General features: G+C 66.2%; 31 protein-coding genes. 23 read left to right on the top strand and 8 right to left on the bottom strand.

Features of this window, described 5'->3' with window-relative positions:
- Positions 1-3 precede the first annotated feature (3 nt).
- The 9 genes from Atro_RS12935 (at position 4) to Atro_RS12895 (ending at position 4,177) form a co-directional block, all read left to right on the top strand.
- A complete protein-coding gene (locus tag Atro_RS12935) occupies positions 4-480 on the top strand; it encodes a NifB/NifX family molybdenum-iron cluster-binding protein (RefSeq protein WP_497922834.1) in 477 nt (158 codons plus the stop codon).
- Positions 481-511: 31 nt separating this feature from the next.
- Complete coding sequence (locus Atro_RS12930; protein WP_497922832.1) at positions 512-994, top strand: NifX-associated nitrogen fixation protein; 483 nt, start codon at positions 512-514, stop codon at positions 992-994.
- Positions 995-1,013: 19 nt separating this feature from the next.
- On the top strand, positions 1,014-1,223 hold the full coding sequence (locus Atro_RS12925) for a CCE_0567 family metalloprotein (protein WP_497922830.1): 210 nt from the start codon (positions 1,014-1,016) through the stop codon (positions 1,221-1,223).
- 261 nt (positions 1,224-1,484) lie between these two features.
- A complete protein-coding gene (gene fdxB / locus Atro_RS12920; RefSeq protein WP_131339942.1) occupies positions 1,485-1,775 on the top strand; it encodes a ferredoxin III, nif-specific in 291 nt (96 codons plus the stop codon).
- Between the two features lie 12 nt (positions 1,776-1,787).
- On the top strand, positions 1,788-2,111 hold the full coding sequence (locus tag Atro_RS12915) for a 2Fe-2S ferredoxin (RefSeq protein ID WP_349572204.1): 324 nt from the start codon (positions 1,788-1,790) through the stop codon (positions 2,109-2,111).
- Positions 2,112-2,116: 5 nt separating this feature from the next.
- On the top strand, positions 2,117-2,617 hold the full coding sequence (locus Atro_RS12910; protein WP_497922828.1) for a hypothetical protein: 501 nt from the start codon (positions 2,117-2,119) through the stop codon (positions 2,615-2,617).
- Complete coding sequence (locus Atro_RS12905) at positions 2,617-2,991, top strand: hypothetical protein (RefSeq protein ID WP_497922826.1); 375 nt, start codon at positions 2,617-2,619, stop codon at positions 2,989-2,991. The genes Atro_RS12910 and Atro_RS12905 overlap by 1 nt, the downstream gene beginning before the upstream one ends.
- Positions 2,988-3,746, top strand: coding sequence for a Rossmann-like domain-containing protein (locus tag Atro_RS12900; protein ID WP_497922824.1), 759 nt, complete (start codon positions 2,988-2,990; stop codon positions 3,744-3,746). The genes Atro_RS12905 and Atro_RS12900 overlap by 4 nt, the downstream gene beginning before the upstream one ends.
- Complete coding sequence (locus Atro_RS12895) at positions 3,743-4,177, top strand: hypothetical protein (protein ID WP_497922822.1); 435 nt, start codon at positions 3,743-3,745, stop codon at positions 4,175-4,177. Before Atro_RS12900 ends, Atro_RS12895 begins: the two co-directional genes overlap by 4 nt.
- A gap of 48 nt (positions 4,178-4,225) precedes the next feature.
- Here Atro_RS12895 and Atro_RS12890 read toward each other — a convergent pair whose 3' ends face one another.
- On the bottom strand, positions 4,226-4,444 hold the full coding sequence (locus Atro_RS12890; RefSeq protein ID WP_497922820.1) for a Nif11-like leader peptide family natural product precursor: 219 nt from the start codon (positions 4,442-4,444) through the stop codon (positions 4,226-4,228).
- Positions 4,445-4,623: 179 nt separating this feature from the next.
- A complete protein-coding gene (gene modC, locus Atro_RS12885; RefSeq protein WP_497922818.1) occupies positions 4,624-5,700 on the bottom strand; it encodes a molybdenum ABC transporter ATP-binding protein in 1,077 nt (358 codons plus the stop codon).
- Between the two features lie 366 nt (positions 5,701-6,066).
- On the opposite strand from modC, the gene Atro_RS12880 reads away from it, so the two are divergent.
- From Atro_RS12880 to Atro_RS12825, 12 genes are all read left to right on the top strand, one after another.
- On the top strand, positions 6,067-6,828 hold the full coding sequence (locus tag Atro_RS12880; RefSeq protein ID WP_497922816.1) for a hypothetical protein: 762 nt from the start codon (positions 6,067-6,069) through the stop codon (positions 6,826-6,828).
- Between the two features lie 241 nt (positions 6,829-7,069).
- On the top strand, positions 7,070-7,393 hold the full coding sequence (locus Atro_RS12875) for a HesB/IscA family protein (RefSeq protein WP_039800873.1): 324 nt from the start codon (positions 7,070-7,072) through the stop codon (positions 7,391-7,393).
- A 64-nt stretch (positions 7,394-7,457) separates the two neighbouring features.
- On the top strand, positions 7,458-8,399 hold the full coding sequence (gene nifU, locus Atro_RS12870) for a Fe-S cluster assembly protein NifU (RefSeq protein ID WP_497922814.1): 942 nt from the start codon (positions 7,458-7,460) through the stop codon (positions 8,397-8,399).
- A 1-nt stretch (position 8,400) separates the two neighbouring features.
- Positions 8,401-9,609 carry a cysteine desulfurase NifS gene (nifS, locus tag Atro_RS12865; protein ID WP_497922812.1) on the top strand — a complete coding sequence of 403 codons (1,209 nt, stop codon included), beginning with the start codon at positions 8,401-8,403 and terminating at the stop codon, positions 9,607-9,609.
- Between the two features lie 67 nt (positions 9,610-9,676).
- The gene (gene nifV / locus Atro_RS12860; RefSeq protein WP_497922810.1) at positions 9,677-10,831 is read left to right on the top strand and encodes a homocitrate synthase; all 1,155 of its coding nucleotides are present in this window, start codon (positions 9,677-9,679) and stop codon (positions 10,829-10,831) included.
- Positions 10,828-11,622, top strand: a complete 795-nt coding sequence (gene cysE, locus Atro_RS12855; protein WP_497922808.1) for a serine O-acetyltransferase — start codon at positions 10,828-10,830, stop codon at positions 11,620-11,622. Before nifV ends, cysE begins: the two co-directional genes overlap by 4 nt.
- Before the next feature lie 28 nt (positions 11,623-11,650).
- Positions 11,651-12,190, top strand: a complete 540-nt coding sequence (locus tag Atro_RS12850; protein WP_497922807.1) for a hypothetical protein — start codon at positions 11,651-11,653, stop codon at positions 12,188-12,190.
- Positions 12,187-12,534, top strand: a complete 348-nt coding sequence (gene nifW / locus Atro_RS12845) for a nitrogenase-stabilizing/protective protein NifW (RefSeq protein WP_497922805.1) — start codon at positions 12,187-12,189, stop codon at positions 12,532-12,534. Before Atro_RS12850 ends, nifW begins: the two co-directional genes overlap by 4 nt.
- Before the next feature lie 19 nt (positions 12,535-12,553).
- On the top strand, positions 12,554-13,030 hold the full coding sequence (locus tag Atro_RS12840; RefSeq protein WP_497922803.1) for a nitrogen fixation protein NifZ: 477 nt from the start codon (positions 12,554-12,556) through the stop codon (positions 13,028-13,030).
- Complete coding sequence (gene nifM, locus Atro_RS12835) at positions 13,020-13,895, top strand: nitrogen fixation protein NifM (RefSeq protein WP_497922801.1); 876 nt, start codon at positions 13,020-13,022, stop codon at positions 13,893-13,895. The genes Atro_RS12840 and nifM overlap by 11 nt, the downstream gene beginning before the upstream one ends.
- Entirely contained in the window at positions 13,888-15,210 is a 1,323-nt protein-coding gene (clpX, locus tag Atro_RS12830; protein WP_497922799.1) for an ATP-dependent Clp protease ATP-binding subunit ClpX, read from the top strand. The genes nifM and clpX overlap by 8 nt, the downstream gene beginning before the upstream one ends.
- 233 nt (positions 15,211-15,443) lie before the next feature.
- A complete protein-coding gene (locus Atro_RS12825; protein WP_497922797.1) occupies positions 15,444-15,986 on the top strand; it encodes a flavodoxin in 543 nt (180 codons plus the stop codon).
- A gap of 335 nt (positions 15,987-16,321) precedes the next feature.
- Here the strand turns inward: Atro_RS12825 and Atro_RS12820 are convergent, their stop codons facing one another.
- The 3 genes from Atro_RS12820 to Atro_RS12810 form a co-directional block, all read right to left on the bottom strand.
- The gene (locus Atro_RS12820) at positions 16,322-16,702 is read right to left on the bottom strand and encodes a hypothetical protein (protein ID WP_497922795.1); all 381 of its coding nucleotides are present in this window, start codon (positions 16,700-16,702) and stop codon (positions 16,322-16,324) included.
- Positions 16,703-17,180: 478 nt separating this feature from the next.
- Complete coding sequence (locus Atro_RS12815) at positions 17,181-17,534, bottom strand: hypothetical protein (protein WP_497922793.1); 354 nt, start codon at positions 17,532-17,534, stop codon at positions 17,181-17,183.
- Positions 17,535-17,755: 221 nt separating this feature from the next.
- Positions 17,756-18,109: an NADH:ubiquinone oxidoreductase gene (locus tag Atro_RS12810; RefSeq protein ID WP_497922791.1), complete on the bottom strand. Its 354-nt coding sequence runs from the start codon at positions 18,107-18,109 to the stop codon at positions 17,756-17,758.
- Positions 18,110-18,220: 111 nt separating this feature from the next.
- Between Atro_RS12810 and Atro_RS12805 the strand changes: the two genes are divergently transcribed.
- Together Atro_RS12805 and Atro_RS12800 are read left to right on the top strand one after the other, a co-directional pair.
- Entirely contained in the window at positions 18,221-19,195 is a 975-nt protein-coding gene (locus tag Atro_RS12805; protein ID WP_497922789.1) for a CobW family GTP-binding protein, read from the top strand.
- A 71-nt stretch (positions 19,196-19,266) separates the two neighbouring features.
- Positions 19,267-20,148 (top strand): alpha/beta fold hydrolase, encoded by an 882-nt coding sequence (locus Atro_RS12800; protein ID WP_497922787.1) that lies wholly within the window; start codon positions 19,267-19,269, stop codon positions 20,146-20,148.
- Between the two features lie 57 nt (positions 20,149-20,205).
- Here the strand turns inward: Atro_RS12800 and Atro_RS12795 are convergent, their stop codons facing one another.
- The 3 genes from Atro_RS12795 to Atro_RS12785 all read right to left on the bottom strand — a co-directional run bounded on the left by Atro_RS12795 (position 20,206) and on the right by Atro_RS12785 (position 22,355).
- A complete protein-coding gene (locus tag Atro_RS12795) occupies positions 20,206-20,619 on the bottom strand; it encodes a DUF3301 domain-containing protein (RefSeq protein ID WP_497922785.1) in 414 nt (137 codons plus the stop codon).
- Positions 20,620-20,698: 79 nt separating this feature from the next.
- The gene (locus tag Atro_RS12790) at positions 20,699-21,184 is read right to left on the bottom strand and encodes an acyl-CoA thioesterase (RefSeq protein ID WP_497922783.1); all 486 of its coding nucleotides are present in this window, start codon (positions 21,182-21,184) and stop codon (positions 20,699-20,701) included.
- A 148-nt stretch (positions 21,185-21,332) separates the two neighbouring features.
- A complete protein-coding gene (locus Atro_RS12785) occupies positions 21,333-22,355 on the bottom strand; it encodes a DUF5924 family protein (protein WP_497927677.1) in 1,023 nt (340 codons plus the stop codon).
- Positions 22,356-22,360 lie beyond the last annotated feature (5 nt).

Genomic DNA, 22,360 nt, shown 5'->3' with positions numbered 1-22,360 from the left:
GCAATGTCCAGCCCGACCCGACAATTGCAGGTACTGGATGGTGAGGACGACGGCACCTTGCTGAAGGTCGCCTTCGCCTCGTCCGATCGCGAACTGGTCGACCAGCACTTCGGCTCGTCGCGTTCCTTCGCCATCTTCGGGGTCAATCCCGAGCGTTCCCAGCTGCTCTCGGTCGTCGAGTTCGGCGAGCTGGAGCAGGACGGCAACGAGGACAAGCTGGTCAGGAAGATCGAGCTGCTCGACGGCTGCGTCGCCGTGTACTGCTGCGCCTGCGGCGCCTCGGCGGTGCGCCAGCTGATGAGCATCGGCGTGCAGCCGGTCAAGGTGAGCGAGGGCGCGCGTATCGCCGAGCTCATCGAAATTCTCCAGGCCGAACTGCGCGAAGGTCCTTCGGCCTGGCTGGCCAAGGCCATCCAGCGCACCCGCGGCCCGGACATGAAGCGCTTCGACGCCATGGCCGCCGAGGGCTGGGACGAATAGGCCCGATCACTTTTTCAGCGAGGAAGCGTACATGTATTACGACGAGCAACAAGAACTCGTGGTGCAGGAAGACGACAAGTTCCTGCAGGATCCGATCATCCGCCAGATGGTGGTGCAGCTGCGCGCCGTGGACAGCTACGGCACCTACGACACCTGGAGCGACGCCCGCGTGCTCGATCCGCTGGTGCTGACCAAGGAGCGCCGCAAGGCCATTCCGGTGGTCGGCGACCCGGACGAAACCACCATCTCCCGGGTCAAGGCCTACTACAACGCCCTTGCCCAGATGCTCGAGCGCGAAACCGGCCTGCTCGCCGTGCCGGTGATCAACATCACCCACGAAGGCTTCGGCCGCGCCCTGATCCTGGTCGGCAAGCTGGTCGCCCTGGACAAGACCCTGCGCGACGTTCACCGCTTCGGTTTCGACTCCCTGGAGGCGCTGGTCGCCGAGGCCAACAAGCAGAAGAGCAAGGCCGCAGCGCTGGTCAGCGAGCACCGCACGGTCGCCGAGCTCTGATCGACCGGGAGAGACACCGATGACCGAAGACGACATCAAGGCGCTGAAGAAAGAAGTCAGCCAGAAGAAGCGCATCGCGACCGAGTGGGCCTCGCAGATCCACGACCTGGTCGAGGATCGCCTGTTCAACGACTACGATTCGCTGCCGGAACTGGCCCGCCAGGCCCACCAGGCCTGCCTCGAATGGGCCGAGGCCAAGGCGCGTCTCGACGCGACCGGCGCCGCCTAGCCGGGCGGCGGCTTGCGCCGCGACACGGCATGCGCCTTCCGAGGGGCGTGCCCGGACCCTGGCTCACGAGGCTCGGGTCCTCTACACCGGGGCCGCAAGGCCCGATCCTGGCAGCCCGCCCTGGCGCGGGCCGCTCCGCCCGTGCCCACGAAGCCGGGCGGCACGAACACAAGCATTGAGAGCGGCCTCGAACCGCCTTTATCGATTTCGACAACCGTTTGGCCTCCGCCTCCGCAAGGGGCGGGCAGGAGAAAAAAGTAGATGGCTATGATTACCGGGCGTACCCGTGGCGGCTCCGAGTGGGTTCCGCAGTTCATCATCGCAGTGAATCCGCAGACCTGCATCGGTTGCGGCCGCTGCTACAAGGTCTGTCCGCGCGACGTGTTCGAACTGGTCGACCGTGCCGACGTCCTGGAAGCCGACGACGATCATGACGACGACGACGAGATGATGGTCATGGCCGTCAAGGACGGCATGGACTGCATCGGCTGCACCTCGTGCGCCAAGGTCTGCCCCAAGCAGTGCCACAGCCACGAAGCCGCGGCGGCTTGAGGAGACACGATCATGGCCAAGCCTGAGTTCCACATCTTCATCTGCGGTCAGAACCGTCCCGCCGGGCATCCGCGCGGCAGCTGCGGTGCCAAGGGCGCCGAAGGGGTCTACAACGCTTTCGCCCAGGTGCTGATCCAGAAGAACCTGACCAATCGCATCGCCCTGACCACCACCGGCTGCCTCGGCCCGTGCCAGGCCGGCGCCAACGTGCTGATCTACCCCGGTGCGGTCATGTACAGCTGGGTGGAACCCGCCGACGCCGCGATCATCGTCGAGCAGCATCTGCTGGGCGGCGAGCCCTACGCGGACAAGCTCACCCCTGCCGAGATCTGGTAACCGACATGGCCGATGTGCTGCTGTTCGCCGGCGAGCGTGCGTTCTTTTCCGACAGCACGCCCATGCCGCTGCGCTACCTGCTCAACAACGCCCTCTGCGCCGGGACGCCCGACGCCGTCGAGGCGCTGTTGCTGGAGGCGCGCAGTCGCTGGCCGGAAGAGCCGGACGCGCACATCGGCCTGTACAAATTCTACTTCGTCAGCAAGCGCTACGAAGAGGCCGAGGCGGCCGTCTGGGCGGCGCTGCGCGCCGCCGCCCGGGTGGCCGGCTTCGACCGCAACTACCGCCGTCTGCATCCGGGCAGTGCCGACTGGAGCCGGCACCAGGGCGCCGAGCGGCTGTACCTGTTCAGCCTCAAGGCATTGGGGGTGATCCGCCTGCGCCGCGCCAAGGTGGCGATGGCCCGCCAGGTGCTGGAGAAGCTGCTGGAACTCGACCCCGGCGACGAGATCGGCGGCGGCGCCTTCCTGCATATCGCCCGCTCCTTCGATGAGGATGCTGCTTGATGAGTGCGACTCTTGAGGGGCGTCTGGAAGACGCCCGACCGCTGTTCGCGGAAATCTGGCAGGCGCTGGCCGACAGCCTGAGTGCCGCCGGTATCGATCAGGGGCTGGCGGTGTCCGGCACGCCGCATAGCCGCGTCGAACTGCGCGAGGATGCCTACGACCACAGCCAGAGCCTGTACGCCGAATGGCGCACGCCGGCTGGCGGCTACCTGGGCAGCGTGCTGGTGCACGGCGACGGCCAGGCCTTCGCCGAGTTCGACGTGTTGCTGCCGCACCCACGCAAGCCGAAATGGGTGATCGAGGCCGCCACGGCTTGGGGCTATCGCGGGGCGCTGAAGAGCGAACTCCGCCTGCTGCCGGCGCTCGACTCATGAACGGCCTGTACGACTGGCTGCTCGAGCATGCCACCGGCATCAGCCGCGACGAGCCCGTCGAGCGGGTCTGTCTCGGTCTCAGCTGGACCTTGGCGGAGGTCGGCGACGGCCTCGGTTTCGCCTTCGGCCCGCGCCAGGTGCCGCGCACCCTGGGCTGGGCCGGCACCCTGGGCGGCCAGGCGGCAGAGCGCCTCTATCCCTGGCTGCGTTCCTGGAACAGCGCCGAGGCGGCGGTCGGACTGGCGGTGGTCAATGCGGTGATCAACCGCGCCTCGCCCTGTCTGCGCCAGGCCCAGCCGCTGCGCGGCGAGGCGCCCGGCAACCTGAGCGTGTTCGAGCACTTCCGGCCGCGTCTGGACGGGCAGAAGGTCGCGGTGATCGGCCACTATCCGGGGCTCGCACAGCTCTGGCAGGACCTGCCGTACCGCTGCTTCGAGCGCGAACCGCAGGACGGCGACCTGCCTGATACGGCTGTCGAGCAGCTGCTTCCGGAAGCCGACTGGGTGTTCATCACCGCCAGCAGCCTGGCCAACAAGACCCTGCCGCGCCTGCTGGAGCTGTCGTCGCGCGCCCAGGTGGTGCTGATGGGGCCGAGTCTGCCGTGGATCTACGACTGGCGACGGTTCGGGGTGAACTACCTGGCGGGCGTACGGGTGCAGGATGCCTGTGCCGCGCGTCAGGTGGTCGCCGAAGGAGGCGGTACCCGGCTGTTCGCCGGGCCGGTGGAATATGCCGTGTTGGGTCTGGACTTATGAACGAACAGCAAACCCCTGAAGATTTGGCGTGGCGGATTCTGCTCTGCCACAAGCACCCGGTGAGCGCGCGTCTGCGCTTTCTGATCCCGACCGACCGCGGCGGCGTGGTACTGCCGCAGGCCCTGCCCCAGCTGGCGGTGATCGCCGAGGATCAAGAGGCGCCCGTGCAGTGCCATCCGGCCAGTGCGCTGCGCAGCCTGCAGGAGACGATGGCGCTCGACTGGCAACTGGAGCTGATCGGCGAGTTCCACCTGAACATGGAGGTGCCGGGGCAGATCCTGCCGATCTATCTGGCCGCCCTGGCCGGGCACGAGCTTCCGCCGCCGCCGGAGGGCACCCGCTGGATCGAGCTGACGCAGAGCATCGGCATGCCCTGGCTCGATCGCGAACTGCTGCGGCGCGTCTACGAGTCGCTGATCGGCTTCGGCTGATCGCCGGGCCGAAGCAGGTGCCGGGGCATGTCGCCCCGGCGGACGGACTCAGGCGGGCAACAGGGCCTTGGCCATCTTCGGCGACAGCTGGTCCTTGCTGAACTGCGGTTCGTTCGGCGGATACAGCGCATCCTCGATGACGTTGAAGCCGGACTCCTTGATCAGGACGAGGATGTCGCGGACCTTTTCGCAGGCTTTCAGCTTCTCGGCCAGGGCCGGATCCGTTTTGGCCTTCTCGGCGAAGGCCTTGATTTCCTTGATGGACATGCAGGTTTCTCTTTTCTGTGGTTACAAAGGCCCCAGGCCGTCCGACCCGGGGTGTCGGCCTTATGCAACCACAGTGCCTTCGCAGAATATTCCTTACTAATCAATGAGTTGTCTTGTTATCTTTGTCGTGTTGGCGACAATCGCCACGGCCTCTTGGCGCAATCGCGACAGATTTTTGCTCAATCCATCAGCGCCACCGACTTGATCTGCGCGTAAACCCGCCGCTCCGGCGCCAGTCCCAGTCGATCGGCGGACAGGCGGGTGATCCGCGCGAGGATGCAGGCGCTGCCCAGGTCCAGGCGCACCATGACCCGCGCCGAGTCGTGCTCGTGGAACAGGTCGACGATGCGTGCCTGGAGGGTGTTGAGGATGCTGCTGTTGTGCGGCGGGTCGAGGGAAAGGCTCACGTCGCGGGCGAAGATGCGCACTCGCGTTTCCGTGCCCGGCGGCAGGCGGCTGAGGGTGACGCTGAGGGTACCGCCGGGTACCCGGATGCTGCTCAGCTGGTAGCGAGGATCATGGCTTTCCACCTGACCGATGAGCACCACCGCGGCTTCGTCGGGGTGGCCGAGCGGCAGGCGCGGATCGCTCAGCAGCCGTTCCGGCGGGCCGCTGGCGAGGGTCTGCCCCTTGTCCAGCAAAACCAGATGGTCGGCCAGGCGGGTGAGATCGTCCTGCCGGTCGGTGACGTAGAGCAGCGGGATCTGCAGCCGCTCGCGCAGTTGTGCGAGCGGCGGGAGGATCTCCGCACGGCTGTGGCGGTCCAGGCAGGCGAGCGGGGCATCCAGCAGCAGCAGGTCGGGGCTGGTCAGCAGTGCGCGGGCAATGGCGACGCGCTGGCGCTGGCCGTTGGCAAGCCGCTCGGCGCGCTGATCGAGCAGTGTTTGCAGATCGAACAGGGCGACCACCTCGTCGAGGCCGAGGCGGCGCCGGGCGCGGGGCACGCGCCGGTAGCCGAATTCGAGGTTGGCTCGCACGTTCAGGTGCGGGAGCAGCTCGCTGGTTTGGCTGACGTAGCCCAGCGGGCGCAGGTGGCTGGGGCGGAAGCTGGTGATGTCCTGCCAGAGCTGTCCGCCGACGCGCAGGAAGCCTTCGGCCCGTTCCAGCCCGGCGATGGCGCGCAGCAGGAGAGTCTTGCCGCTGCCGGAGCGGCCGAGCAGCACGCTGATGCCGTTGCCCGGCAGGCGCAGGTGGGCATCGAGCCGGAAGGCGCCCTGTTGCAGGTGCAACTGCGCCTCTATGCCCTGTTCTGGCATCTGAAGTCTCCCGTGTCCAGGGGGGGCGGAAAAGCCAAGAGCAGCAGGTTGGTTGCCGGGGCGCGCGGCTGGTTGGGCGCGGCGCAGATGCGCCGGCCGCCCCGTGGGGCTCTGCTGGCGCGGGTCTGCCCGAAAGGCTTGTCGGCTAGGGTACAAGGCCGATTTATATGTGTAGTTTTGTGTATAACCAGACAAGCCGTAGACAGCGCAACCTGCTGAATTTCCGTAATTTAGCGTATTGGCAAAGCCCTTGCACTGATGATCGTCAGCTATTATCGATATATGTGAATATATAGTTAATGCCTGTTCGTGCCCGGCCTCTCCGATGTCGAGCCGTCATGCCGCTGCCGCAGGAGGTCCAGGATCATGCTGGAAGCAAGCTCCGCCATCGCACCGCTGATCGACAGTTTCGCCTTCGCCCGCGACGGCTTCGTCCTGCTGCGCGGTTGCCTCTCCGAGAGTCTGGTCGACCGCCACGCTGCCGCGGTGGCGGCCTATCGCCTGCGCTGCGAGCCGGCTCACGGGGCGCGCCAGGTCCGTCCGCAGGCGCTGCACCAGCGTGGTGCCTTGCAGCTGCCGGCAGCCGGCATCCTCGGTCTGGTGCTGCACGAGCGACTGCTCGCGCCGCTGAACATGCTGGCCGGCGAGAGGAGCTATCTGCTCGGCATCGACGCCCTGGACGCAGCCCAGGGGCTGCTCGCCTGCAATGCCTGGGCGGGCAGCGCACCGCACCTGAGCGTTCTCATCGCCCTGCGGCCGATTCCTCTCGAGGCCGGGCTCAAGGTTCGGCCGGGCAGTCACCTGGACGGTCGTCGCTCCCTGCGACGCCTGTTGGCCGGCAATCCGACGCTGGCCACGCAGCTGCAGCGGATGCACGAGGAGGGTGCGAGCCTGGAGCAGTGGCGCCAGCTCGAGGTGCGCCTGCTGCGCGCGCGCGTCCAGGAACCGTCGGGCGGCCAGGCGATGCGCCTCTTGGCGCTGCGCAAGGGCGACGTGCTGATCCGCCAGCAGGGTCTGCTCGGTGCGGCCGAGCGAGTGGAGTGCAACAGCTGCCTAGTGGTTCGTTATGGGGCGGCGCAACTGCATCGCAACCCCTATTTCAGCGAGACGGCCCTGAGCGGCGACTGAGCGCTCCGGAGGCGGCGGCGGGCTGTCCGGCGTGCCGTCCCGGGACCAACCGACAAGCCTTGTCGGAAATCAGACATTCATTGCCACAGGTATTGTTCGCTACAGCCAAGGGCTGTCTTGTGAAAAGGCAAGCTATTGATTTTAAAGAATATATTTAACTCGTGTGGCGTGGCATGCCGGTTGCAGCGATGAACTGCGACAGGTTGAGCATGCAACCGCCAAGTTTTGAGGAGACAAGCCGATGATTACCCTGACAGAAAGCGCCAAGAGCGCGGTTACCCGCTTCATCAGCAGCACTGGCAAGCCGGTCGCCGGTTTGCGCATCCGGGTCGAGGGTGGCGGCTGCTCCGGTCTGAAATACAGCCTGAAGCTGGAAGAGGCGGGCGCGGAAGGCGATCAGCTGATCGACTGCGACGGCATCACCCTGCTGGTCGACGATGCCAGCGCCCCTCTGCTCAATGGCGTGACCATGGACTTTGTGGAAAGCATGGAAGGTAGCGGTTTCACCTTCGTCAATCCGAATGCCAGCAACAGCTGTGGTTGTGGCAAGTCTTTTGCTTGCTGATTAGGCAACCCTGAGGTCGCCGGCTGGGCCGGCCCCCAAAGACTCACCGGGAGATGAAGCCGACATGTGGGATTATTCGGAAAAAGTCAAAGAGCATTTCTACAACCCCAAGAATGCCGGAGCCGTGGAAGGCGCCAACGCCATCGGCGACGTCGGCTCGCTGAGCTGCGGTGACGCGCTGCGTCTGACCCTGAAGGTGGATCCGGAAACCGACGTGATCCTGGATGCCGGCTTCCAGACCTTCGGCTGCGGCTCCGCCATCGCCTCCTCCTCGGCGCTGACCGAGATGGTCAAGGGGCTGACCCTGGACGACGCGCTGAAGATCAGCAACCAGGACATCGCCGATTTCCTCGACGGCCTGCCGCCGGAGAAGATGCACTGCTCGGTGATGGGCCGCGAAGCCCTGCAGGCCGCCGTGGCCAACTACCGCGGCGAAGAGCTCGAGGACGACCACGAAGAAGGCGCGCTGATCTGCAAGTGCTTCGCCATCGACGAGGTGATGGTCCGCGACACCATCCGTGCCAACAAGCTGTCCACCGTCGAGGACGTGACCAACTACACCAAGGCCGGCGGCGGCTGCTCGGCCTGCCACGAGGGCATCGAGCGCGTGCTGACCGAAGAGCTGGCCGCTCGCGGTGAAGTCTTCGTCGCCGCGCCGACCAAGGCCAAGAAGAAGGTCAAGGTGCTCGCCCCCGAGCCGGCTCCCGCCCCGGCGGTCGAGGAGGCTCCGGCTGCTCCGCCGAAGATGAGCAATCTGCAGCGCATCCGCCGCATCGAGACCGTGCTGGCGGCGATCCGTCCGACCCTGCAGCGCGACAAGGGCGACGTCGAGCTGATCGATGTCGACGGCAAGAACGTCTACGTCAAGCTCACCGGCGCCTGCACCGGTTGCCAGATGGCCTCCATGACCCTCGGCGGCATCCAGCAGCGCCTGATCGAGGAGCTCGGCGAGTTCGTCAAGGTGATTCCGGTCAGCGCCGCGGCCCACGCGCAGATGGAGGTCTGACATGGCTGACGTCTATCTCGACAACAACGCCACCACCCGCGTGGACGACGAAGTCGTCCAGGCCATGCTGCCGTTCTTCACCGAGCAGTTCGGCAACCCCTCGTCGCTGCACAGCTTCGGCAACCAGGTCGGCATGGCGCTGAAGAAGGCCCGGCAGAGCGTGCAGAAGCTGCTCGGCGCCGAGCACGACTCGGAAATCATCTTCACCTCCTGCGGCACCGAGTCGGACTCCACCGCGATCCTCTCGGCGCTCAAGGCGCAGCCCGAGCGCAAGACCGTGATCACCACCGTGGTCGAGCACCCGGCGGTGCTGAGCCTGTGCGACTACCTCGCCAGCGAGGGCTACACCGTGCACAAGCTGCCGGTGGACAAGAAGGGCCGCCTGGATCTGGAGCACTACGCCAGCCTGCTGAGCGACGACGTCGCCGTAGTGTCGGTGATGTGGGCCAACAACGAGACCGGCACCCTGTTCCCGGTCGAGGAAATGGCGCGCATGGCCGATGATGCCGGCGTCATGTTCCACACCGATGCCGTGCAGGCTGTCGGCAAGGTGCCGGTCGACCTGAAGAACTCGGCGATCCACATGCTCTCGCTGTCGGGCCACAAGCTGCATGCGCCCAAAGGCGTCGGCGTGCTCTACCTGCGCCGCGGCACCCGCTTCCGTCCGCTGCTGCGCGGCGGCCACCAGGAGCGCGGCCGGCGGGCCGGCACCGAGAACGCCGCCTCGATCATCGGCATGGGCGTCGCCGCCGAGCGCGCGCTCGAGTTCATGGCGCACGAGAACACCGAGGTCAAGCGTCTGCGCGACAAGCTGGAGGCCGGCATCCTCGCCGCCGTGCCGCATGCCTTCGTCACCGGCGACCCGGACAACCGCCTGCCCAACACCGCCAACATCGCGTTCGAGTACATCGAGGGCGAGGCCATCCTGCTGCTGCTGAACAAGGTCGGCATCGCCGCCTCCAGCGGCTCGGCCTGCACCTCCGGCTCCCTGGAGCCCTCCCACGTGATGCGCGCCATGGATATCCCCTACACCGCTGCCCACGGCACCGTGCGTTTCTCCCTGTCGCGCTACACCACCGAGGAGGAGATCGACCGGGTGATCCGCGAGGTGCCGCCGATCGTGGCCCAGCTGCGCAAGCTGTCGCCCTACTGGAGCGGCAACGGTCCGGTGGAGGATCCGGGCAAGGCCTTCGCGCCGGTCTACGGCTGAGCCGCCGCCCTGCGGGAGCGCATCCCGCAGGAAACCGCCCCCACCGCCTGAGTTGTTGGAGTAAGCCATGGCTAGCGTGATCATCGACGACACCACCTTGCGTGACGGCGAACAGAGCGCCGGCGTCGCCTTCAATGCCGACGAGAAGATCGCCATCGCGCGCGCGCTCGCCGAGCTGGGCGTGCCGGAGCTGGAGATCGGCATCCCCAGCATGGGCGAGGAGGAGCGCGAGGTGATGCGCGCCATCGCCGGCCTCGGTCTGCCGTCGCGCCTGCTCGCCTGGTGCCGGCTGTGCGACGTCGACCTCTCGGCGGCGCGCTCCACCGGGGTGACCATGGTCGATCTTTCGCTGCCGATCTCCGACCTGATGCTGCGCCACAAGCTCAACCGCGATCGCGACTGGGCCCTGCGCGAAGTGTCCCGGCTGGTCAGCGAGGCGCGCATGGCCGGGCTCGAGGTGTGCCTCGGCTGCGAGGACGCCTCGCGGGCGGATCAGGAATTCATCGTGCGGGTGGGGGCGGTGGCGCAGGCCGCCGGCGCCCGCCGCCTGCGCTTCGCCGATACCGTCGGGGTGATGGAGCCGTTCGGCATGCTCGACCGCTTCCGCTTCCTCCGCCAGCGCCTGGACATGGAGCTGGAGGTGCACGCCCACGACGATTTCGGCCTGGCCACCGCCAATACCCTGGCGGCGGTAATGGGCGGGGCGACCCACATCAACACCACGGTCAACGGGCTCGGCGAGCGTGCCGGCAACGCCGCGCTGGAAGAGTGCGCGCTGGCGCTGAAGAACCTCCACGGCATCGACACCGGCATCGACACCCGCGGCATCCCGGCCATCTCCGCGCTGGTCGAGCGGGCTTCGGGGCGCCAGGTCGCCTGGCAGAAGAGCGTGGTCGGCGCCGGGGTGTTCACCCACGAGGCCGGCATCCACGTCGACGGGTTGCTCAAGCACCGGCGCAACTACGAAGGACTCAACCCCGATGAGCTGGGCCGCAGCCACAGCCTGGTGCTGGGCAAGCACTCCGGCGCGCACATGGTGCGCAACAGCTACCGCGAGCTGGGCATCGAGCTGGCCGACTGGCAGAGCCAGGCGCTGCTCGGCCGCATCCGCGCCTTTTCCACGCGTACCAAGCGCAGCCCGCAGGCTGCCGAATTGGAAGACTTCTATCGCCAGCTGTGCGAGCAGGGCAGCGTCGAACTGGCTGCAGGAGGAATGGCATGAGCCTGCTTTCGCAATGGCGTGAGGACATTCGCTGCGTCTTCGAGCGCGACCCGGCGGCACGTACCACCTTCGAGGTGCTCACCACCTATCCGGGTGTGCACGCGATCATGCTCTACCGGCTCGCCCATCGCCTGTGGCGTGCCGAATGGCGTTACCTCGCCCGGCTGCTGTCGTTCGTCGCGCGCCTGGTGAGCAACGTCGACATCCATCCGGGCGCGGTCATCGGCCAGCGCTTCTTCATCGACCACGGTGCCTGTGTGGTGATCGGCGAGACTGCCGAGATCGGCCAGGACGTGACCCTCTACCACGGCGTCACCCTGGGCGGCACCAGCTGGCGCAAGGGCAAGCGCCATCCGACCCTGGGCGACGGCGTGCTGGTCGGCGCCGGAGCGAAGATCCTCGGCCCGATCACCATCGGCGCCAACGCCCGGGTCGGTGCCAACTCGGTGGTGGTCCAGGACGTGCCGGACGGCTGCACGGTGGTCGGCATTCCCGGCAAGGTGGTCAAGCTGCGCGAAGCCGGCCAGCTCAACCCCTACGGCATCGACCTCGACCATCACCTGATTCCCGACCCGGTCGGCAAGGCCATCGCCTGCCTGCTGGAGCGCATCGATTCGCTGGAGAAGAAAGTCGAGGCGGGCGGGCTGGTCGCTGCCGGCAGCCAGCAACACTTCTACGAGGGCTGCAATTCCGACAACAGCATCTGCGAGAGCGATTGTGCCGGCGGCGCCACCGCTCTGGTCCAGCCGGCCGGCCGCCGGCGGGTCGCGCCCTCGCCGGTGACCGAGTGAGCGGCAGGGCTACGGGGAGCGACTGACCATGGATCTGCAGGACTTCGACAGCGACAGCCTGTATTTCGACGAGCCGCTCGCCCCGGAAGTGGCGGCCTGCCTGGCCGCGGCCGCCGAGCAGTACAGCGAGGGCACCGCCGAGCAGCCGCTGCTCGAGGCGCAGGCTCTCGCCCCGGGCGACCTGATGGTGTTGGTCGGCCTGTACCGCTTCTACTACTACCAGCATCGCTACCAGGACGCCCTGCAGATCGCCTGGCGAGCCCTGGAGGTGGTCGGTCCCCGGCTGCTGCTGCCGGCGGACTGGCGCGCGATCGGCGCCGACCACCTCGCCGTGGCGGCCGAGCGGGGCATCGCGCTCCTGCGTTTCTACTTGCTGGCGCTCAAGGGCGCCGGCTATCTGAGCCTGCGTCTGGGCCGGTTCGAGCAGGGCAAGGCCATGCTCGTCAAGGTCGTCGAGCTGGACACGGACAACCGCCTGGGCGCCAGGCTGCTGTTGGACGTGCTGGCCGAGCACAGCGCTGAAATCCTGATTTTCCCCACTGCGGCCAACGCGGAGATACGACCATGACCGTGCAACCCTTTTCCCCGGATTCCGACCTGACCCTGGACGAGGCCATGGACGAGCTGGTCTCGGCCGAAGACTTCCTGGAGTTTTTCGGCGTGCCCTTCGATCAGACGGTCGTGCACGTCAACCGACTGCACATCATGCAGCGTTACCACGACTACCTGACCAAGGCCGGCGACCTGGGCGAGCACGACGAGCAGGCCCGCTATGCGGTGTTCCAGCAGCTGCTGGCGCGCGCCTACCTGGACTTCGTCGAGTCCGACGCCCTGACCGAGAAGGTGTTCAAGGTCTTCCGCATGCACGAGCCGCAGAAGACCTTCGTTTCCATCGACCAGCTGTTGAGCTGAGAGTAGAGGGGGAGGCGCCATGCTGCCGCAGTTTGAATATGGTGATGAAGTACGCCTGATCCGCAACGTGCGTAACGACGGCACCTATCCGGGCATGGATACCGGCGCCCTGCTCATGCGCCGCGGTGCGGTGGGCTGCGTGTACGACGTCGGCACCTACCTGCAGGACCAGCTGATCTATCGCGTGCATTTCCTCAACGAGGGACGCACCGTCGGTTGTCGCGAGGAGGAGCTGATTCTCGCCTCGGCCCCCTGGATTCCCAACCTGTTCGAGTTCCGCGACAACGTGATCGCCACCCGCAGCCTGGCCGTGCGCGGTCAGGTGCTGGTGAAGCGCGGCCAGCTCGGCAGCATCATGAAGGTGCTGCGCGATCAGCCCGAGGATGGCATCCAGTACCACGTGCATTTTGGCGAAGGCCTGGTGTTGCAGGTGCCCGAGCAGAGCTTGGTGATGGCCGAGACCGAGGCCGCTGTGGAGGTGCTGGATGGGTTCTGAGCGTTTCGACGATAGCCGCTACTACCTGTTGAAGATCGCCCACGAGCAGTTCGGCTGCGCGCCCGGTGAGCTCAGCGAGGAGCAGCTCGAGCAGGCCGAGCGCATCATCGGCCGGCAGAAGCACATCGAGAACGCGGTGCTGCGCAGCCCGGACGCGGCCGGCGTGGTGATTCCGGCGTCGCAGGTCGAGGAGGCCTGGACGCAGATCGCCGACCGCTACGATTCCGCCGAGGCGCTGCAGCAAGCCCTCGACGCCCAAGGCCTGGATGCCGTCGGCATGCGTGCCATGCTGGCCCGGGAGCTCAAGGTCCAGGCCGTCCTCGACTGCATCTGTGCCGGCCTGCCGGACGTCAGCGACACCGACGTGAGCCTCTACTACTTCAACCATGCCGAGCAGTTCAAGGTTCCTGCCCGGCACAAGGCCCGGCACATCCTGGTCACCATCAACGAGGAGTACCCGGAGAACACCCGCGAAGCTGCCCGGACGCGCATCGAGGGCATCCTCAAGCGTCTGCGCGGCAAGCCCGAGCGCTTCGCCGAGCAGGCCATGAAGCACTCCGAGTGCCCCACCGCGATGCAGGGCGGGCTGCTCGGCGAGGTGGTCCCGGGCACTCTCTATCCCGAACTGGATGCCTGCCTGTTCCAGATGGCCCGGGGGGAGCTGAGTCCGGTGCTCGAGTCGCCGATCGGTTTTCACGTGCTGTTCTGCGAAGAAGTGAGCCCCGCCCGGCAGCTCACCCTCGAGGAGATCCTGCCGCGTCTGCGCGACAGGCTGCAGCTCCGGCAGCGCAAGGCGTATCAGCGCAAATGGCTGGAAAGCCTGCTCCAACAAAACGCCACTTTGGAGAACCTCGCCCATGGATAAAACGGACAAACCCTGCTGCTCGTTCTGCGGCGCGGAAAAGAGCCCGACCGTTCCGCTGATCGCCGGCAATGACGGGCGGATCTGCGAAGCCTGCGTCAAGCTGGCCCATCAGGTGGTCAGCAGCTGGGGGCAGCGGCGCAAGAACCAGCAACTGGCCCCGCAGCTGCGCACCCCCGCGGAATACAAGAAGCACCTGGACGAGTCGGTGATCGGCCAGGAGGCGGCCAAGGAGACCCTGGCCGTCGCGGTCTACAACCATTACCTGCGGCTGCTCAACTGCGACCGCGAGCCGGTCTGCCAGCTCGGCGAGCAGGTCGAGCTGGAGAAGTCGAACATCCTCATGGCCGGTCCCTCGGGCACCGGCAAGACCCTGCTGGTGCGCACCCTGGCGCGCATCCTCGGGGTACCTTTCGCGATGGCCGACGCCACCACGCTGACCCAGGCCGGCTATGTCGGCGATGACGTCGACAGCATCATCACCCGCCTGCTCGATGCGGCCGGCGGCGATGTGCAGCAGGCGCAGTGGGGCATCGTCTACATCGACGAGGTAGACAAGCTGGCCAAGCGCAGCGGCGGCGGCACGGCGGTGCGCGACATCTCCGGCGAAGGCGTGCAGCAGGCCCTGCTGAAGATGGTCGAGGGCACCGAGGTACGCATCAGCAAGTCCGGACGGCGTAACGAGCACAGCGAAGAGCAGGTGGTCGACACCCGCAACATCCTGTTCATCGCCGGCGGCGCTTTCCCGGGCCTGGAAGCGATGGTTTCCAGCCGCATCCAGCCGAAGAATACCGGCATCGGTTTCCATGCTCAGCCGCGCCGGGAAACGCCGTCGATCAACGAGCTGATGGCCTCGCTGCTGCCGGACGATCTGCACGAGTTCGGCCTGATTCCCGAATTCATCGGTCGCTTCCCGATCATCACCTTCCTGCAGGAGCTCGACCACGCCACCCTGCTGCGCATCCTCACCGAGCCGCGCAACGCGCTGGTCAAGCAGTACAAGCAGCTGTTCGCCTATCAGGGGGTCGAGCTGGTGATCACCGATGCGGCCCTCAGCCACATCGCCGACCAGGCGCTGACCCGCAAGACCGGCGCCCGCGGCCTGCGTGCGGTGCTGGAAGCGGCTCTGCAGCAGACCATGTTCAATATGCCTTCGCAGCCGCAGCTGCGGGGTTGCACGCTGGATCTGATCGCGCGCGAGGACGGCAGCAGTGCGTTGCAGGTGCTGACCCGGCTGGCCGAGGAGGGCAGCGAGCCGATCCAGGTCTGTCCGGCCGCCCCGGTGGAGGAGAAATCCATACTGTCAGCCGATCTTTAAAGGTGTTGCAAAACCGACAAGGCCTGCCTGCCTGCCGCACCGATATCGTCGCATTTGCGACAGAGTTTTTTGCTTTCAGAAAAAGTTGTTATAAATCAATAAGTTGTTAATTATTGGTCGGGCTTTGGAGGGTGGTCTGCTTCTTGCTACCACTCACCGGCCAGCCAGGTGTGCAAGCCCGGAGACTGGCGCCCCGACCACGAATCCCACGCACGCAGCCAGAGGTTTAAGTTATGGCCAAGATTGGACTTTTCTTCGGTAGCAACACTGGTAAGACCCGCAAGGTTGCCAAGTCGATCAAGAAGCGTTTCGACGACGAAACCATGTCCGATGCAGTGAACGTCAACCGTGTTTCCGCGGAAGACTTCGCTCAGTACCAGTTCCTGATCCTGGGTACCCCGACCCTCGGCGATGGCGAACTCCCCGGCCTGTCCACCGACTGCGAGAGCGAGAGCTGGGAAGAGTTCCTGCCGAAGATCGAAGGCCTGGACTTCAGCGGCAAGACCGTGGCTCTGTTCGGTCTGGGCGACCAGGTCGGCTATCCCGAGAATTACCTCGATGCCATGGGCGAGCTGAGCGAGTTCTTCTCCTCGCGCGGCGCCAAGATCGTAGGCGCCTGGCCGACCGACGGCTACGAGTTCGAAAGCTCCGCTGCTGTGGTCGACGGCAAGTTCGTCGGCCTGGCGCTGGATCTGGACAACCAGAGCGGCAAGACTGACGAGCGTGTGGCTGCCTGGCTGGCACAGATCGCTCCCGAGTTCGGTCTGTCCCTGTAAGGGTCGATCCGGTCATGCAGCCTTGCTGCATGACCGGGTACCCGGCGTGTTTCCTCCCTGCTGTATGCGCTGCTCGGCGCATGCTGTCTCGCCGCAAGGCGCCCGGCTCTGTCGGCCGAATGCTGCTCCTGCGCTTTGGTTTACCATCTCTTGTTGAATCGTGATGTCAGCGCGATATGAGCGCTTGACCGCTACAGCCGCACCTGCCGGACAGCGCCGCTGCCTGTCGCGAGGCCTCGTCCCGCAGGAGGCGAGGCCAGGGGTAGAAATGCGTCAGGCCTGCCCGGATGGGAGTACGAACAGGCCCGACGACTTAAAGGGATACGAACGAGAACTCAGCGATAGCTGTCGCTGGCATCGGCCAGGGTGTTGGCCTCCCGATACAGGCGGTTGCCGCGGGTCTCGACCTGTTCGCCGATAGCCACTTCGTCGTTCGGCGAGCGCAGCACGTTCTCCTCGCCGTCCGCGGTACGGACCTTGTAGGCGCGCTCGCTGAGCCCGGAGACGTCCTGGGTTTCGCCGCCGACCAGCGCGCCGACACCGGCACCGACCAGCATGCCGAGCGGGCCGGCGATGGCGCCGATCATCATGCCGCTCATGCCGCCGACCGATTTGCCGGCGCTCTGGTCCCGGGTTTCCTCGAGGACTTCGGCGGCATGCGCACCGCCTGCGGTCAGCAGGGCGAAGGTCAGGGTCAGGGTGCCGAGCTTGTTCATGTCGTGGCCTCCGAGAAGGTTGCAACAGCCTTTGGTATTTAGATATCCATAAAGCGTGCCATCTAATTAATCTCTTATTAATCAGATAGTTAGGGAGAAACGCTGGGGGCTTGGCACGACAAAGTGTGGCGATGACGACAAAAGTTTGTCTGATTTCTCACAAGAATCAGCGCTTTTGTTGATCTGAATCAAGAAATCCTGAGCGGTTCTGTGCTTGCGGTGGTCGGGCCGATCGCTGGGGCGACTAGACGACACCGATCGCCAGCGGGCAGCGGCCGAAGGGGGCAGCGTTCGGGCTTGGCGCGGGGTGCGGGATTGGCGGGTGGGAGGAAAGGTGTGGGCTGGCTACCGGGCTTGGCGGGGTTGATCGCAAGGGCGGAAAGTTGGCGCTCGCGTATCCTGGCATTCGGCTCCGAGCGCTGTCTTGGTTTCGTCGTTAGCTTTTGGGCGGCCAGCTGCGGGCTCGGGATGCCCAGGCTCAACGCAGGCTGCATGCGCCGTCGTTGGCATCGGCTAGGGCGGCACTGTGGTCAGTCGACTTGGGGTGCAGGCGGTTGCCGCGGATTTCGACCTGATCGCCGGCGACGAAGCGGCGGTTGGGGGAGCGCACGGTCTTCACCTTGCTACTGCCGGTACGCTGAGAGGTGCGCTCGCCGCTGCCGACCAACGCGCCGGCTACGGTCCCGGCCGGGCTGCCGAGGGCGGCGAGCAGCATGCCGCTCGACGCCTTGTCGGAGCCCTCCTGCCGGGTTTCCTCAAAAGTCTCGGCTGCATTGACGCTACCGGCGCTCAGCAGGCCGAGGCTCAGGGCCAGGGTGGCGAACATTTTCATGGCGTTTCCTCCGCGCAAGGGTTCAGGGCTTTCGAAGGCTCTTCCATGAATCATGCCAGGCGGTCGAGCTCTGAAAATCAATCACTTGGCCACGACGATGGAGCCAGCGCCGCGACAGGCTGTCGCGATTGCAACAGGGATTTGTCGCTTATCCTTCAGGAAAGTGTGGTTTCATTGATCGAGGTCAGGGAGGTCTGCTTCGGAGTGTGTATTGGAAGCGTTCAGGGCGTGATCCACTGGCCGCCACTCCGGCCTTCGCAGGATGGTTTGAGATAGCGGGCATCGCCGGAGACGCCGTAATAATGGATATCCTGACGATACGGGGTGCCTTCGATCCGGGCCTCGCGGCAGACGCCGAAGCTGCCCTGCGGGCAGTGCTCGGCGAAGCTCACTTCGACCTGCTGGCCGGTCAGCTGCGGCTGGCAGAAACCCTCGCGGAACAGCTTGGCCGGAATGCTGCGGTTCTCCTGGCAGACCCGTACCTCGACCCGTTCGCTGCGACTGTGCACCGTGCAGGCATCGGCCAGCAGCTGGCCAGGCAAGGCGAGCGACAGGAACAGCAGGGGCAGGCGCATGGGGAAACTCCTCCGGGACGGGCGCGCGACTCTAGCACGCCGCCATGGCCCCCCGGATGGCTGCGCCGCGACGGACTTCCCGCTCCGTGCAAAAAGCCCCACCATGTGCGGATGCTGAAGAATATTCCCACTCACCTGATCGGCGGCCCCCTCGGCGCGGGCAAGACCAGCCTGATCCGCCAGTTGCTGGCGCAGCGGCCGGTCGCCGAGCGCTGGGCAGTGCTGATCAACGAATTCGGCCGGATCGGCCTGGATGCCGCCCTGCTGGATAACGGCGCGGATGGCGTTGCCTTCGCCGAAATCGCCGGCGGCTGCCTGTGCTGCGTCAACGGCGCGCCCTTCCAGGTCGGCCTGGTGCGTCTGCTGCGCAAGGCGCGTCCCGACCGCTTGCTGATCGAACCCTCCGGGCTCGGCCATCCCGCCGCGCTGTGGCGCCAGCTCGGTACGCCGCCCTGGAGCGGCGTGCTGGCGTTGCAACCTGTCGTGCTGGTGCTGGATGCCGCGGCGCTGGCCGCCGGCGAGACGCTGCCACCGAGCCAGGCGGAAGCGCTGGCGATGGCCGAGCTGCTGGTCTTGAACAAGGCGGAGTCGCTGGATGAGGCGGCGCGTGCGCGAGTGGCGGAGCGATTGCCGCCGCGTTCGCTGTACTGGACCAGCCGGGGTGCTCTGCCGCTGGCGCTGCTGCCGGGCTTGAGTGCCGCTGCCGGGCTGGACGCCGGGCCGTCGGACGCCGAATTGCCGGCCGGGACGCCGCTGTCGGCGGAGGTCTGGCTCGATCCGCGTCGCCCGTTCTGCGCCAGCCAGGCCCGGGCTGAGGGCTGGAGCATCGGCTGGCGCTGGCACGCCAGCCAGTGTTTCGAGCTGTCGCGTGTGCAGCGCTGGTTGGCCGGATTGCCCTGGCGGCGTGCCAAGCTGGTCCTGCACACCGAGGCCGGCTGGGTGTCCGGCAATGCCCTGGACGGTGCACCGATCCGCTGGCAGCCCAGCGAATGGCGCCGGGATTCGCGACTGGAGCTGATCTTCGCCGAGGCGCACGACGAGGCCGCGCTCAAGGCCGCCATGGCGGCCTGTCGCCTGCCCGGCTGAGTTTCCTGGGCGCGGCGCGTGGCGTGACGGAACGGCTACACTGAGCATCCTTTTGCCCGTGGAGGGTGCCCATGATCCTGCATCCCTGGTCCCACGCCAGCTCGGCCGGCTTCACCCTGCGCGGTTGGCACACTGCACCGGGCGGTAGACCGCTGCTGCACTTCCTGCACGGCAACGGCTTCTGCGGCAGAACCTACGAGCCGCTGCTGCGTGTGCTGGCCGCGGACTTCGACCTCTGGCTGTGCGATGTCCAGGGGCATGGCGACAGCGATCACGGCGGCCGCTTCCTGGGCTGGAACCGCACCGCCGAGCTGGCGCTGGAGGCCTTTCAGGCCGGCCGCGGGCGTTTCGGCAAAGTGCCGTACCACGCCTGCGGGCACAGTTTCGGCGGGGTGTTGAGTTGCCTGATGCTGGCCGGCGAGCCGGCGCTGTTCCAGCGTGCGGTGCTGCTCGACCCGGTGCTGTTCGGTCGGACGATGATCGGTGTGCTGGGGTTCTCCGAGTTTTTCGGACTGGAGCGCTTCAACGCCCTGGCCCGCCAGTCGGCGAGCCGCCGCCGGCACTGGCCGGATCGCGCCACCGCCTACGCCTGCCTGCACGGGCGCGGTGTCTTCAGGGATTGGAGCGATGCGGCGCTGCGTGCCTACGTCCAGCACGCCTTGAAGGAGGCGGCGGATGGTGGCGTCGAGCTGAAATGCCGGCCGAGCCGGGAGGTCGAGATCTTCAATTCTTGCCCGCGGCGCTTCTGGTCGGCGCTCGCCGGGGTGCGCACGCCGACCCTGCTGCTCAACGGCCAGCACAGCTTTCCCTTCATCGCCCGTTCGACGGCGCGCTGGTGCGCCATGAATCCCCATGTCACTGCCCATACGCTGCCCGGCGGGCACTGTTTCATGCAGGAGCGGCCCGAGGCGTGTGCCGAGCGGGTAGCCGCCTTTCTGTTGCGGCGAGGATGAGGCGAAAGGCTGGAGCGGGATGTCTGCCCGCGTGCAGGCATCGTGTCGGGCGCTGCTTCAGTGCTGATGCTGCTTGTGCATGGGATGCTTGCGGCGCCATTGGTCGAGCTGGATCACCTCGGCGGACTGATGGGGCGGCTGTGGCTGGGATGAGGCGGGAAACGGGTGGGCGCCCAGCTCGATGCCGGCGACATAGCGGCCGAACATGACGATGCTGCCGTTGTAACGCTGTTCGCCGGTGACGGTGAATTCGAAGTCGTAGATCCGTGCCATACGCCGACGGCCGCGGGCGTCGGGGTGCAGGCCGAAACTGCGCAGGGCGACGTTGTCGTCGAGCAGTTCGACGCCCGTCTTCGCGCAGTGCTGCCTGACCGCGGCCAAGGCCCGCTCGCGCAGACCATGGGTATGCCACAGCCAGGCACCGATGCCGGCCAGCAGCAACAGAATGAACAGGTTGGCGAGAGTCAGCATGATTGTTGTTGTTTTACCTGTGACGTCGAGCCCAGCTTAGTCGATCCGCCGGTCGACGCCTGTGCATTCGTCGTCTGGATTAGGAGGCCTTGTTCTTGATCTGCTGGTAGCGGCTTTCCAGCTCCTGACGCAGCTCGCGGCGCCGCTTGGCCTGTTCATAGCGGCGTTTTTCCTGTTCCGTGGTGGGCTGCAGCGGCGGTACCTGGGTAGGCTTGCGGTTCTCGTCGAGGGCCACCATGGTGAAGAAACAGCTGTTGGTGTGGCGTACGGTGCGCTCGCGGATATTCTCGGTGACGACCCGAATACCGATTTCCATCGATGAGCTGCCAGTATAGTTGACCGAGGCGAGGAAGGTCACCAACTCGCCGACGTGGACCGGCTGACGGAAGGTCACCTGGTCCACCGAGAGCGTCACGGCATAGCGACCGGCGTAGCGGCTGGCACAAGCGTAGGCGACTTCGTCGAGCAGCTTGAGCAGCGTACCGCCATGCACGTTGCCGGAGAAGTTGGCCATATCCGGCGTCATCAGCACGGTCATCGTCAGCTGGGCGTTACCATATTCCATAGGAGGGCTCCTAGTAGCCTAATGGTGGGGTGGGACGGAATGCCGCAACGATAACCGAATTGAACGGATTTGCCTGCAGCTAATTGCCATGTGGACGGCGAAAGAAGTCATTTTGCTGTCTAGGACGGCTGTTTCAAGTCTTTAGGGACTATTCGACGATCCGAAAGCGCAGCACGCCGATCAGTTGGCCGGCCTCGGTCTGCACGCGGACTTCCCAGCGGCCGAGGGCGTTTGTGGGAAAGCGCTGCTTGCGGCTCCAGGCGCGGTAGCCCTCCTGGCGGCCGCCGTGGATCTCCAGAGGAATGCGGTCCACCTCCTGGCCGGCGTGTCGCCAGACGTGGTAAATGCGCTCGTTCAGGCCGCGCGGGGCGTGGATCGCCGTATAGGCGTAGAGGCCCCGGGCCCGCAACTGGGCCAGGCCGATGCGCTTTATGCTGGCACCCGGCGCGCGGTTGCGCCCGTCCATTTCCTGGGTCACCGCCACCGCATTCAGCCACAGGGTCGCAGGTGGCACCCAGGTTCGCGCCCACCAGCCGGCGCCGCCGAGGGCGGCGAGCAGGCCGAGCAGGGCCAGTCGGCGCCACCAGTTCTGCCCCTGCAGCGCGCCGAGCAGGCTGGGAAAGGCCAGCAGCACGGCGCTGCCCAGCGCCAGCCGGTAGCTTTGCGGTGTCGCCAGCTGATAGATCAGCGGCAAGGTGGTGAGCAGCACGGCGAACAGGGTCAGGCCGTGGAAGGCCATGAATGCCCAGCGCCGCGGCGTCAGCCAACGGTAGTACAGCGGATCGATGATCGATACCAGCGCGGCCAGGCCGAGCAGGCTGGTGAAGGCCGCCTGGCCGCTGTTCCAGGTCGTGGTGGTGAAGAAGAACGGCAGGACGAAGAACAGGCTTTCCTGGTGGATCATCTGCGTCGCGTAGCGCAGCAGCGGCGGCGGCAACTGCAGCCCGAACCAGTGACGCAGGCCGCGGGTCAGCAGGTTTTCCAGCAGCAGCCAGGCCCAGCTCGCCAGCATCACCACGGCGATGAGGCCGGCCAGGCTTTCCTTGCGCTCGACCAGGAAGAAACTGGCGAGGCCGGAGACGAAGCCGAACAGGGCCAGCAGACGCGGATAGCGGCTGGCCAGGGCGATCAGGTTCTGGAGGCGGGTTTTCCAGGGTTGCAGGGACGGCATGGGGC

The sequence above is a fragment of the Azotobacter tropicalis genome (assembly GCF_059739045.1).
Note: the sequence above shows the minus strand (reverse complement) of the source record. Positions and strands in the feature narration are given on the sequence as shown.